Origin of the sequence: Streptomyces sp. MB09-01 (assembly GCF_033794505.1) — a bacterium.
GTDB lineage: Bacteria > Actinomycetota > Actinomycetes > Streptomycetales > Streptomycetaceae > Streptomyces.
Window position 1 is genome coordinate 1 of sequence record NZ_JARAYQ010000262.1, and the last position, 11,438, is coordinate 11,438.

Sequence of the window (11,438 nt, forward strand, 5' to 3'; positions counted from 1 at the left end):
GCCCCGGCCGGCCCCGCCACGGCCGGAACCCCGGCCGGCAAGTCCCCGGCCGACGCCGACGCCGACGCCGACGCCGACCCCGGGTCGGCCCGGGTGCCCGTCGCGCCTGCAGCCCCGGCCCCCGTCCGGACGAGGACCACCGCACTCGCCGTCGTAGGCGCCCTGAAGACCGTCGCCGTCCGGACCGCCGCGATCCTCGCCCTGGTCGCCCTCTGGGAGGTCGCCCCGCGCGCCGGCCTCGTCGACGCCACCTTCCTGCCTCCCATCAGCGAAGTGGCCGTCGCCTGGTGGGAGCTGGCCGGCGACGGCCAGCTCGCCGACCACGCCCGGGCCAGCCTGGTCCGCTCCTTCGGCGGCTTCGGCATCGCCGTGGCCGTCGCGGTCCCGCTCGGCCTGCTCATCGGCTGGTACCGGCCCCTCGCCGACTTCCTCGGGCCGCTGCTGGAGGTCTTCCGCAACACCGCGGCCCTCGCGCTGCTCCCGGTCTTCGTGCTGCTCCTCGGCATCGGCGAGACCTCGAAGGTGTCGATCGTCGTGTACGCCTGCCTCTGGCCCGTCCTGCTCAACACCATCAGCGCCGTCCGGAACGCCGACCCCACCCTGATCAGGCTCGCCCGGTCGATGGACCTCTCCACGCCCCGCCTGTTCCAGAAGGTGATCCTGCCGGCCTCCGTACCGGCCGTCTTCACCGGAATCAGGCTGGCGGGTGCCGTCTCCATCCTCGTCCTGGTGGCCGCCGAGATGATCGGCGCCAAGGCGGGCCTCGGCTATCTGATCAACGCCTCGCAGTTCAACTTCGCGATCCCGCAGATGTACGCGGGCATCGTCACCATCTCCGCCGTCGGCGTGGCCTTCAACCAGCTGCTGGTCACGATCGAACGCCGCCTCAGCACCTGGCGGGTCCCGACCTGACGGCTGACGGCTGGCGGCCAACGGCCGACACCGCCGCCCGACGGCACACCCCCGCTTCGCGCCACCTGACACACGAGGAACCGTCATGACCACCGCCCCCCGGACCCTCCACCTCAACGCCTTCCTCATGAACGCCGGGCACCACGACGCCGCCTGGCGCCACCCCGACAGCACCCCCGAACGGGTCACCGACCTGCGCTACTTCCAGGAACTGGCCTGCACCGCCGAGCGCGGACGGCTCGACTCCATCTTCTTCGCCGACGGACTCGCCCTCTGGGGCAAGGCCCGCTACAACGCCCTCGGCGGTTTCGAGCCGCTCACCCTGCTGTCCGCCATCGCCGCCGTCACCGAGCACATCGGGCTGATCGCGACCGTCTCCACCACCTTCAACGAGCCCTTCAACACGGCCCGGAAGTTCGCCTCCCTCGACCACATCAGCGGCGGCCGCGCCGGCTGGAACATCGTCACCTCCGGCACCGTCGACGAGGCCCGTAACTTCAACCGCGACGAGCACCTGGCGCACAACCTCCGCTACGACCGGGCCCGCGAGTTCCTCGACGTCGCCACCAAGCTCTGGGACAGCTGGGAGGACGACGCGATCGTCCTCGACAAGGAGCGCGGCATCTACGCCGACACCGACAAGCTCCACCCCGCCGCCCACCGCGGCGAGTACTTCGGGGTCGCCGGACCGCTCAACGTCCCGCGCTCGCCCCAGGGCCACCCGCTCCTCGTGCAGGCCGGCTCCTCCGAAGACGGCAAGGAGTTCGCCGCCCAGTACGCCGAGGCCGTCTTCACCGCCCAGCAGACCCTCGCCGACGGCCAGACCTTCTACAAGGACCTCAAGTCCCGCCTCGTCAAGTACGGACGCACCGAGAGCGACCTGCTCGTCCTGCCCGGGATCGCCCCCGTCATCGGATCCACCGAGGCCGAGGCGAAGGCCCTGGAGCAGCAGCTCACCGACCTCCAGGTGCCGGAGTACGGCCTCGCCCAGCTCTCCGGGATGCTGGGCGTCGACCTGACCGGGCTGCCCCTCGACGGCCCGCTGCCCGACCTGCCCGAAGAGCGGGACATCAACGGCAACAAGAGCCGCTTCACCCTCGTCGCCGAGCTGGCCCGCCGCGACGGCCTCACCCTGCGCGAGCTGATCGCCCGTCTCGGCGCCGGCCGCGGCCACCGCACCTTCGCGGGCACCCCCGAGCAGATCGCCGATCAGCTGGAGGAGTGGTTCACGCAGGGCGCCGCCGACGGCTTCAACATCATGGCCCCCGTCCTGCCCACGGGCCTGACCGACTTCGTCGACCACGTCGTGCCGATCCTGCAGCGGCGCGGCCTGTTCCGCACCGAGTACGCCGGCCGCACCCTCCGGGAGAACTACGGCCTCGCCCGCCCGGCCAACCGCCACACCCGGGAGGACGCATGACGGACCACGTCACCGACGTCCTCGTCGTCGGCGGCGGACCGGCCGCCACCTGGACCGCCCTCAAGGCGGCCCGGGCCGGGGCCCGGGTCGTCCTGGCGGACAAGGGCTACTGCGGTACGAGCGGCGCCACGGCCGCCGGCGGCACCGGCGTCTGGTACGTCCCGCCCGAGCCCGCCTCCCGCGAGGCGGCCATGGCCTCGCGCGAGGGCCTCGGCGGCTACCTGGCCGACCGGCGCTGGATGGCCCGGGTCCTCGACGAGACGTACGACCGGATGAACGAGCTGGCCACCGAGGGGCGCTACCCGTTCCCCACCGGGCCGGACGGCCGGCCGCTCCGCAACGGCCTCCAAGGCCCCGAGTACATGCGGCGGATGCGCATCCTGATCCGCCGCGCCGGGGTCCGCGTCCTCGACCACAGCCCGGTCACCGAACTGCTCACCGATGCGGACGGCGCCGTCGCGGGCGCCGCCGGCTACCGCCGCCAGGCCCGGGAGCACTACCGGGTCCGGGCCGGCGCCGTGGTCCTCGCCACCGGCGGCTGCGCCTTCCTCAGCGGGGCGCTCGGCACCAACACCAACACCGGCGACGGCGCACTCTTCGCCGCCGAGGCCGGGGCGGAGCTCTCCGGCATGGAGTTCTCCAACGCCTACGGGATCGCCCCCGAGGGCACCTCGGTCACCAAGACCGCCTTCTACTCCTTCGCGACCTTCTACCAGGAGGACGGCAGCGTGCTGGAGGGCGCGGCCAGCCAGGGCGGCCGCTCGGCGATCGCCCGCGAACTCCTCACGGGCGCCCGGGTGTACGCGCGCCTCGACCGCGCCGACGAGAAGGCCCGGGCCGCGATGCGCCTCGCGCAGCCCAACTTCTTCCTCACCTTCGACCGGCTCGGCATCGACCCCTTCACCGACCGCTTCGCCGTGACCCTGCTCGCCGAGGGCACGGTCCGCGGCACCGGCGGCATCCGGATCACCGGCGACGACTGCGCCACGGGCGTCCCGGGTCTCTACGCCGCCGGGGACGCGGCCACCCGCGAGGAGATCTGCGGCGGCTTCACCGGAGGCGGCAGCCACAACGCCGCCTGGGCGGTGTCCTCCGGCAGCTGGGCCGGCCGGGGGGCCGCCCGGCACGCCCTGTCCCTCGGTCCTGAACGGGCCGCCCGCCGCCCCGTCACCGGCGCCGGCGGAGCCGGACTGCGCCCGACGGGCAACCGGGCCGCGCCGGGCGGGCACCGGGCCGCCGTGGAACTCGTACAGGCGGAGGTCCTTCCGTACGACAAGAACTACCTGCGCCGCGGTGACGTCCTCGCCGCCTCGCTGCGGACCCTCGACACGGCCTGGTCGCAGCTGCGGGCCACGCTCCACGGCGAGGGCGCGGAGCTGGTCAGGGCCCGGCAGGCGGCCGCGATGACGGCGCACGCGCGGTGGATGTACGCGGCCGCCCTCGCCCGGCCGGAGACCCGGGGGATGGCCAAGCGCCTGGACCATCCGGAGCAGGACCCGAAGCTGCACCACCGGATCCTGGTGGGCGGCCTGGACCGGGTGTGGACCCGGCCCGCGGCCCTGACGGGTACGGGGGCGGCGGCGTGATCGAACTGGTCTCGCGCGACCGGTGCATCACCTGCGACAAGTGCATCGAGGTCTGCCCGACGGACGTGTTCGAGCGGGGGCCCGGGGGGTTCCCGCTGCTCGCCCGGCAGGAGGACTGCCAGACCTGCTTCCTGTGCGAGGCCAACTGCCCGGTGGACGCGCTGTTCGTCTCCCCGCTGACCCGCCCGGCGGCGGACGACCCCGCCGTACGGGACGAGGCGCGGCTGGCGGAGCGCGGCCTGCTCGGCAGCTACCGGCGCGAGATCGGCTGGGGTGAAGGACGGACGCCCGGGTCGCTCAGGGCGGTCGGGCCGCCGCTGGCACCGGACCAGCGGCCGATCACCTCCTGAGGCAGGGGGCGGTCCGGACGGACCGCCCCCTGCCGTTCGCCGCGTCAGACCGTCAGGACGATCTTGCCGCGCGTGCGGCCCGCTGCGCTCAGCTCCCAGGCCCTGGCCGCCTCGGCGAGCGGCAGCGCGTGCTCCACGTTCACGGTGAGGCTGCCCGCGTCGGCCAGTTCCGCGAGGAACGTCAGGTCGGCCGTGTCGGGGCGCACCCACAGCTGGTGGGCGCCCTTGGCGGCGGCCTGGTAGTCGGCGATGGAGACGACCCGGTCGCGCTCCTTGACGAGGGACTGCAGGGTTTCCACCACGTCGTCCCCGTAGAAGTCCAGGGCCGCGTCGACCCCTTCGGGCGCCAGTGCGCGGATCCGGTCCGCCAGGCCCTCCCCGTACAGCACCGGTTCGGCGCCGAGCGCGCGCAGGTAGTCGTGGTTGTGCGCCCCGGCCGTGCCGATGACCCGCAGACCGAGCGCGACGGCGATCTGCACGCCGAAGGAGCCGGTGCCGCCCGCCGCGGAGTGGATGACCACGGTCTCGCCGGCCTTGGCGCCCACGCGGGTGAGCGACTGGTAGGCGGTGAGGCCGGCCAGCGGGATGCCCGCGGCCTGCTCGAAGCTCAGCCCGCGGGGCTTGCGGGCGAGGGTGCGGACCGGGGCGCTGACCAGTTCGGCGTAGGTGCCGAGCTCCACCCACTCCTTGCGGACGTAGCCGTACACCTCGTCGCCCACGGCGTGGTCGAAGGTGTCCGGGCCGACCGCCTCGACGATTCCGGCGACGTCCCAGCCGGGTATGACCGGGTGACGGACTTCGAGGATCGGGTCGAGGTATCCGGCGGCGAGTTTCCAGTCCACCGGATTGACCCCGGCGGCCTTGACACGGACGAGGACCTCGCCCGGTCCCACCTTCGGCTGCGGTACGTCAACGAGCGTGAGGTTCGCGGCAGTTCCGTATGCGCTGTACGTGATGGCCTTCATGATCGTTCCCAACAGGGCCCCGCGGAGCCCTATTCCCTCACGCGGGCAGGGTGTTGCGGTGCGAGCTGCGGCGGGCAGCGGCGAAGAGCGCCTGGATCTGCGCACCGGACTGCTCGACCTCGTCGAGGGGGGAGGGGAAGGGCAGCGTCACGTCCCGGTGGCCGCGCCGGTCCTCCAGTCGCAGGGTGATCCCGTACCGGTCCATGGCGACCGGCAGCGCGCGCACGACCGCGGCGGTGGGCAGCGGCCGGACCAGGCGCAGCAGCAGGGTGACGAGGTCGTGGTGGTCGTCCAGGAGGTGCGTGAGCATGCCCGCCTCGTACGGGGCGAGCGGATCGGGGCGGGCCGCCTCCAGCTCTTCGAGGCCGACGTACGCGAGGCCGTGCCCGGTCTCCAGGACGGCCTGGCCGAACTCCACGCAGGTGGAGTCGGCGGACCCGTCCGAATAGGGCGTGAGCAGCCGGCCCAGCACGGTGACGCGGGCGCGCACCCGCTCGCGTACCGGGGTGGGGGCTACGTCGGTGAATTCCAGCCGGAGCGTGGGCCGGTACTCGGCGTCGCCGCCCGGCTCGGCGGGATGCAGGTGCAGCCGGCCCATCGGGTCGCTGCCGTCGAAGTGGCGGACCTCGGTGCGCCGTTCGTCGGTGATCAGGGTCATGGAGTGGGCGGCGGTCAGGATCGACCGGATCCGCTCGGCGTCGGTGGGCCGGGCGGCCGGGGTGGCAGGGGCACCGGACATGCGCATGCGGATCTCTCCATCGCCAGGGTGAGTTAGGTATGCCTAACCTAACTCATTCGGCAGTCCGAGGGCACCCGGCGTGGTTCGTGTCGCTGTTGGGCTGAACGGGTGAAACGCGAGAGGATGGGGGGATGCACATGAAGCGCGCGGCCGAGGCGGCCCGGTGAGCAGGTACGACGTCACCGACGAACAGTGGGAGGGGCTCGCGCAGGTGGTCCCCCTGCGCAGTCGCAACGAGTGGCCCTCCCGGGTGGACCACCGCACGATTCCCAAGGCGCCCGGAGCGTCGGTGGCGGAGCAGCGGCGCTTCGTGGTGATCAGAGTTCAGATCTTCGCGGACGCGCGGGAGGTGGCGGAGTACCTGATCGCGCAGATCCCGGTGCTGCTCGACCTCACCGGCGCGGACAGCGAAGTGGCCAAGCGGATCCTGGACTTCAGCAGCGGCGTGGTCTTCGGGCTGGGCAGCGGCATGCACCGGGTGGACCGCAACGTCTTCCTGCTGGCCCCCGTGGGGACCGAGGTCGAGGGGATCGCGGCCGCGGCCGTCCCCCGATCGTAGGAAGGTGCCCGCGAGGGAACGGTTCGCCGGGGTCATGGGGGGTCCGGCGGCCCGTACCGTCCCGGGCATGGACGCCACCTCGGACGCGGCGGTGGGCCCCGCCCCCGCCGCTCTCGCCCCCGATCCCGACGCCGCTTTAATCGACGGCGAGTCGGCCGACACCCCCACCGTTCCCGCTCAGGCGGGGCCGGCCCCCGCCCGGCGCGCCGCCCGTGCGCGGGCCGGTGCCGCCGCGGCGACCGTTGCCCCGGCTCCTCCCGCCGCTCCCGTGTTACGGGCCGTCTCCGCGGGCGAGGGCCCGGCCTCCTCCGCGCCGGCCTCCTCCGCGCCGGCCTCCTCCGCGCCGGCCTCCTCGGCGCCGGCCGGGCCGGCCGGCGGCCCGATCGTGCCGCCGCAGGCCGGACCCGGAGGCTCCGGACTGCCCGCCGAGCCGGCGCAGCCGCACCGGCGGCCCGTGGTCACCGAGTTGAGGCTCTCCGCCTTCGGACACCACCGGTCGGCCGCCTTCCCGCTCGGGCCCGTCACCCTCTTCGCCGGACCGAGCGGCAGCGGCAAGTCCCAGGCCCTGGCCGCCTACGAGTCCCTGGCCGGGCTGGGTTCCGGAGCCACGCTGGAGGAGGCCTTCCCGGATCCGCGCGCCCGCATCCCCGACCTGGCCGTCCCCGACGCCCAGCGGCGGCGCGGGTTCCGCCTCGGCTGCACGGTCGACGGCCCCGCCGGACCGGTCCGGCTCGACCTCGCCGTCCAGGCCGAGCCCACCGTGCGGATCGTCGGCGAACGGCTCACGCAGGACGGGCAGGTCCTGCTCGCCACCGCCCTGCGCGACCCCGGCCGGCGCTCCGTGCAGGCCTCCTGGCTGACCGGCGGCGCCATCGGCGTCACCAGGGCCCCGCTGCCCGACGACCGGCTCGGCACGGCGCTCCTCCCGCTGCGCGTCGCCGGCTCCACGGCAGGCCAGCGGCAGGTCCTGGCCGCCGCCGAGCAGGTCGTGGTGGCCCTGCGCTCGGTGTTCCCGTGCGACCCCCGCCCCGACCGGATGCGCGCCGCCGTCCCGCCGGGGGAGGGCCGGCTGCTGGGCGACTGCACCAACCTGGCCGACGTACTGCGCCGGACGCGCCACGAATGCGGCACCCGCCACGCGCTGCTGGCCGCAGCGGCCCGTACCGGCTGCGCCGGATCCGTCACCGGGCTCGACGTACGGGCGGCCGCGGCCGGTGGCCCGGTCACGGCGGTGCTGGACCGGGGCCCCGCCCGGCCCGCCACGGAACTGGCCCGCCTCGGCGCGGGCGAACTGCGCTTCCTCGCCCTGGCGCTGGTCCTGTTGACCGGCCCCGGCGTGCTGGCCATGGACCCGGCCGCCGAACTGCTCTCCGCGCAGCAGGCTCTGACCGTGCTGGCCGACGGCTTCGACCGCGGCCTGGACCGGCGCCAGAGCGCGGAGCTGCTGCGCCTGGCCCTGCTGTCCGGCAGCCGCGGCCACATCCGGCTGGTGGCGGCGGTGGGGGAGGAGACCGCGGCGACCGCCCGCCGCCTCCCGGGCGTCGCGATGGTAGACCTGAGGGCATGAACGAGACGCAGGAGCCGGCGCCCGAGCGGCGGCCGGACGAACGGCCCGGTGAAGGGCCCGGTGGAAGGCCCGGTGAGCAGCCCGGCGAACGGCTGGACCGACTGCAGCGCCGGCTCGCGGAGTTCGCGGCGGCGCGGGGCTGGGAGCCGTACCACACGCCCAAGAACCTGGCGGTGGCGCTGAGCGTGGAGGCGTCCGAACTGGTCGAGATCTTCCAGTGGCTGACACCGGAGCAGTCGGCGAAGGTGATGGAGAAGGCGGAAACCGCCCACCGCGTGGCCGATGAGGTGGCCGATGTGCTCGCGTATCTGCTGCAGTTCTGTGAGGTCCTCGGGGTGGATGTGCTGGATGCGCTCGCCGCGAAGATCGAGAGGAACGAACTCCGCTTCCCTGTGACCGGTGCACCGACACCTAATCGTCACTCTTCGGAGTGATGGACTCATCCACAATCACGTTTGTGTCCACATTTTCCGAATACCCCTGGCTTTACTGGCTCGTTGCCCTCACTCTGGGTAGTGGTGAGGATGGCGGAATGTCGTGCGGACGGGGGACGGCATATGGATGCGGTACGGCTCATCGCGGCCGGCCGGCACGCGCTGGCACAGAGCGGGGCTGCGTGGGACATCGTGGGCGAGGCCTGGCAGGCCCAGGCGCTCGCGCAGGGGATCGGGAGCTGTCTGGCGGTCACCGGGCCGCCGGAGCTGAGATCGGAGGCACGGGGACTGGGGGAAGCGGGAGGCAGAGGGTGCGGGGTGCTCGACAGGGCCGCCCTGCGAGGCGAGGGCAGCGCGCCCGAGTATCCGCCGCGGGCGGCACAGCTGAGCGAGGTCTCGGATGTCCGCCAAGTGCTGCTCGGGCTGCAGGCGCTCCTGGGTGAAGTGGGGATAGCCCTGGTCGGGGTGGCCTGCGGTACGGACGACGAGGCCCTGTACTGGCAGTGCATAGAGTCCATCGACGCGGCTGACGAATCGAGCGACCGGGTACGGGCGATCCTGCGCCGCATGGTGGTCCGCGAGCGGGGATCCGCCTCGGGCGTGGCCTGATGCGCGCGAATCGAGGGGGGTCCCGCCGTGCGCGGCGGGACCCGCACGGTCAGGACGACCGGTAGGACGGGCGCTCGCCCTCGTGGGTGCGGTCCGTGGAGGACTGGAGATCGGCGTCGAGCTGCGAGAGGTCGGCGTTCAGCGCCGCCATCAGCTCTTCCATCTGCTGCAGCAGGCCCTTCGGCGCGCCGCCGCCCTGGGCGGGTACCGCGGACTCCTGGTGCGCGTGCTCGTGTGCTGCCTGTCCGCTCGGTTCGGTCGGTCCGGTCTGTCGCGGGGTATCCGGCACGGCCTCGTGGGACATGGCGGCCTCCTCGGCCCTGGCCCTTCCAAGGCGGAAGGGGGCGGTGGACGCACCGGGGGAGTCCGCCGGCGCGCGGGCCGGGCGGTCCGGCTCCGTCCGAGGAAACGATCCCCGTCCGGGCTGGTCACTGGCGGCGTCCCCGGTGGACCATCCGGTTGACGCAGATTCACCCTGCCGGGGCGGGAAGTGCAGGATGGGTTCATGGATCTGCGCATTTTCACCGAGCCCCAGCAGGGCGCGAGCTACGACACCCTCCTGAGCGTCGCCAAGGCCACCGAGGAACTGGGTTTTGACGCCTTCTTCCGCTCCGACCACTACCTGAAGATGGGATCCGCCGACGGCCTGCCGGGGCCCACGGACGCCTGGATCACCCTCGCCGGTCTGGCCCGCGAGACCAAGCGGATCCGCCTGGGCACGCTGATGACGGCCGGCACCTTCCGGCTGCCCGGCGTCCTCGCCATCCAGGTGGCGCAGGTGGACCAGATGTCCGGAGGCCGCATCGAACTGGGCCTGGGAGCGGGCTGGTTCGAGGAGGAGCACAAGGCGTACGGGATCCCCTTCCCGGCGGACCGGATGTCCCGGCTGGAGGAACAGCTGGCCGTCGTCACCGGCATGTGGGCCACCGAGGCCGGCGCCACCTTCGACTTCGCGGGCCGCCACTACCAGGTGGAGAACTCGCCGGCCCTCCCCAAGCCCGCCCAGGCCAAGGTCCCCGTCCTCATCGGCGGCCACGGAGCCAAGCGCACCCCGAGGCTCGCCGCGCGCTACGCGTCCGAGTTCAACATGCCGTTCGCGTCCATCGCCGACAGCGAGCGCCAGTTCGGGCGCGTCCGGGAGGCGGCCGAGGAGGCCGGCCGCAAGCCCGACGACCTCATCTACTCCAACGCCCTCGTCGTGTGCGTGGGCAAGGACGACGCGGAGGTGGCCCGCCGGGCCGCCGCCATTGGCCGCGACGTGGACGAGCTCAAGGCCAACGGCCTGGCCGGCTCCCCGGCCGAGGTCGTGGAGAAGATCGGCGCCTACGAGGCCACCGGCTCCTCCCGCGTCTACCTCCAGCTGCTCGACCTCGACGACCTGGACCACCTGGAGCTGATCTCCGCCCGGGTGCTCTCCCAGCTCGGATAGGGGAGCCGCCCCGTGCCGCGCGCGTCCGGCCTGCTCGCCGAGGCCCTCGGCCGCAGGACCGTGCTCCTGGACGGCGGTCTGAGCAACCAGCTGGCCGCCCAGGGCTGCGACCTGTCCGGCGGCCTCTGGTCGGGCCGGGTGCTCGCGGAGCGGCCGGACCAGGTGGAGGCCGCCCACACGGCGTACGTGCGGGCCGGCGCCGAGGTGCTGATCACCGCCAGCTACCAGGTCGGCTACGACACCTTCGCCGCCCACGGCCACGACCGCGCCGCGACCACCGCCCTGCTGCGCCGCAGCGTCGCCCTCGCCGCCCGCGCGGCCGGGGCCGCCGACCACGAGGTGTGGGTGGCCGCCTCGGTGGGCCCGTACGGGGCGGTGCTGGCGGACGGCTCCGAGTACCGCGGACGGTACGGGCTGAGCGTGCGCGAGCTCGCCGCCTTCCACCGCCCCCGCATCGAGGCCCTGCTCGACGCCGGCCCCGACGTCCTGGCCGTGGAGACCCTCCCCGACCCGGACGAGGCCGAGGCCGTGCTGACCGTCCTCGCGGAAACGGGCGCCCCCGCCTGGCTGAGCTACACCGTGGCCGACGGCCGCACCCGCTCCGGCGCGCCCCTCCCCGAGGCCTTCGCCCTCGCCGCGCAGGCCCCCGAGATCATCGCGCTCGGCGTCAACTGCTGCGACCCGGCCGAGGTCCTGCCCGCCCTCGAAGCAGCCGCCGCCACCACCCGCAAACCGCTCCTGGCCTACCCCAACGACGGCTCCGTCTGGGACGCCGCCACCCGCACCTGGCACACCCCCGGGACCCCGGCCCCCTGGCCCACCCGGGCCTGGCACCGCGCCGGCGCCCGCCTCATCGGCGGCTGCTGCC

The 11,438-nt window shown here is 73.9% G+C and carries 13 protein-coding genes; 10 read left to right on the plus strand and 3 right to left on the minus strand.

The genetic code is table 11. From position 1 onward, the window contains the following. The 4 genes from PV721_RS35575 to PV721_RS35590 form a co-directional block, all read left to right on the plus strand. Window positions 1-912 (plus strand): ABC transporter permease (locus PV721_RS35575; RefSeq protein WP_416371251.1); only part of this gene is annotated, 912 nt, incomplete at its 5' end. Between the two features lie 85 nt (window positions 913-997). Next, the gene (locus tag PV721_RS35580; protein ID WP_319731747.1) at window positions 998-2,332 is read left to right on the plus strand and encodes an LLM class flavin-dependent oxidoreductase; all 1,335 of its coding nucleotides are present in this window, start codon (window positions 998-1,000) and stop codon (window positions 2,330-2,332) included. Beyond that, on the plus strand, window positions 2,329-3,918 hold the full coding sequence (locus tag PV721_RS35585) for an FAD-binding protein (RefSeq protein ID WP_319731749.1): 1,590 nt from the start codon (window positions 2,329-2,331) through the stop codon (window positions 3,916-3,918). Before PV721_RS35580 ends, PV721_RS35585 begins: the two co-directional genes overlap by 4 nt. Next, window positions 3,915-4,268 carry a ferredoxin family protein gene (locus PV721_RS35590; protein ID WP_319731751.1) on the plus strand — a complete coding sequence of 118 codons (354 nt, stop codon included), beginning with the start codon at window positions 3,915-3,917 and terminating at the stop codon, window positions 4,266-4,268. Before PV721_RS35585 ends, PV721_RS35590 begins: the two co-directional genes overlap by 4 nt. A gap of 44 nt (window positions 4,269-4,312) precedes the next feature. Here PV721_RS35590 and PV721_RS35595 read toward each other — a convergent pair whose 3' ends face one another. Next, the gene (locus PV721_RS35595) at window positions 4,313-5,233 is read right to left on the minus strand and encodes an NADP-dependent oxidoreductase (protein WP_319731753.1); all 921 of its coding nucleotides are present in this window, start codon (window positions 5,231-5,233) and stop codon (window positions 4,313-4,315) included. A 37-nt stretch (window positions 5,234-5,270) separates the two neighbouring features. Further along, the gene (locus PV721_RS35600; protein WP_319731755.1) at window positions 5,271-5,978 is read right to left on the minus strand and encodes a DUF2470 domain-containing protein; all 708 of its coding nucleotides are present in this window, start codon (window positions 5,976-5,978) and stop codon (window positions 5,271-5,273) included. A 157-nt stretch (window positions 5,979-6,135) separates the two neighbouring features. On the opposite strand from PV721_RS35600, the gene PV721_RS35605 reads away from it, so the two are divergent. From PV721_RS35605 to PV721_RS35620, 4 genes are all read left to right on the plus strand, one after another. Beyond that, complete coding sequence (locus PV721_RS35605) at window positions 6,136-6,531, plus strand: cell division protein SepF (protein WP_030721444.1); 396 nt, start codon at window positions 6,136-6,138, stop codon at window positions 6,529-6,531. Between the two features lie 268 nt (window positions 6,532-6,799). Continuing rightward, a complete protein-coding gene (locus PV721_RS35610) occupies window positions 6,800-8,098 on the plus strand; it encodes an ATP-binding protein (RefSeq protein WP_416371253.1) in 1,299 nt (432 codons plus the stop codon). Then, window positions 8,095-8,532: a nucleotide pyrophosphohydrolase gene (locus PV721_RS35615; protein ID WP_416371252.1), complete on the plus strand. Its 438-nt coding sequence runs from the start codon at window positions 8,095-8,097 to the stop codon at window positions 8,530-8,532. Before PV721_RS35610 ends, PV721_RS35615 begins: the two co-directional genes overlap by 4 nt. 123 nt (window positions 8,533-8,655) lie before the next feature. Then, window positions 8,656-9,141, plus strand: a complete 486-nt coding sequence (locus PV721_RS35620; protein WP_319731761.1) for a DUF6099 family protein — start codon at window positions 8,656-8,658, stop codon at window positions 9,139-9,141. 49 nt (window positions 9,142-9,190) lie between these two features. Here the strand turns inward: PV721_RS35620 and PV721_RS35625 are convergent, their stop codons facing one another. After that, the gene (locus tag PV721_RS35625) at window positions 9,191-9,430 is read right to left on the minus strand and encodes a hypothetical protein (RefSeq protein WP_416371254.1); all 240 of its coding nucleotides are present in this window, start codon (window positions 9,428-9,430) and stop codon (window positions 9,191-9,193) included. Window positions 9,431-9,646: 216 nt separating this feature from the next. Here PV721_RS35625 and PV721_RS35630 point away from each other — a divergent pair, with 216 nt between their 5' ends. Continuing rightward, the gene (locus tag PV721_RS35630) at window positions 9,647-10,570 is read left to right on the plus strand and encodes an LLM class F420-dependent oxidoreductase (RefSeq protein ID WP_319731763.1); all 924 of its coding nucleotides are present in this window, start codon (window positions 9,647-9,649) and stop codon (window positions 10,568-10,570) included. A gap of 12 nt (window positions 10,571-10,582) precedes the next feature. Next, a partial coding sequence (mmuM, locus tag PV721_RS35635; RefSeq protein ID WP_319731765.1) for a homocysteine S-methyltransferase occupies window positions 10,583-11,438 on the plus strand: 856 nt, incomplete at its 3' end.

Excerpts from the sequence above, each read along its gene's own strand:
- PV721_RS35620 (WP_319731761.1), top strand. The coding sequence starts at position 8,656 with ATGGATGCGGTACGGCTCATCGCGGCCGGCCGGCACGCGCTGGCACAG.
- PV721_RS35615 (WP_416371252.1), top strand. The coding sequence starts at position 8,095 with ATGAACGAGACGCAGGAGCCGGCGCCCGAGCGGCGGCCGGACGAACGG.
- PV721_RS35630 (WP_319731763.1), top strand. The coding sequence starts at position 9,647 with ATGGATCTGCGCATTTTCACCGAGCCCCAGCAGGGCGCGAGCTACGAC.
- PV721_RS35600 (WP_319731755.1), bottom strand. The coding sequence starts at position 5,978 with ATGCGCATGTCCGGTGCCCCTGCCACCCCGGCCGCCCGGCCCACCGAC.
- PV721_RS35580 (WP_319731747.1), top strand. The coding sequence starts at position 998 with ATGACCACCGCCCCCCGGACCCTCCACCTCAACGCCTTCCTCATGAAC.
- PV721_RS35595 (WP_319731753.1), bottom strand. The coding sequence starts at position 5,233 with ATGAAGGCCATCACGTACAGCGCATACGGAACTGCCGCGAACCTCACG.
- PV721_RS35585 (WP_319731749.1), top strand. The coding sequence starts at position 2,329 with ATGACGGACCACGTCACCGACGTCCTCGTCGTCGGCGGCGGACCGGCC.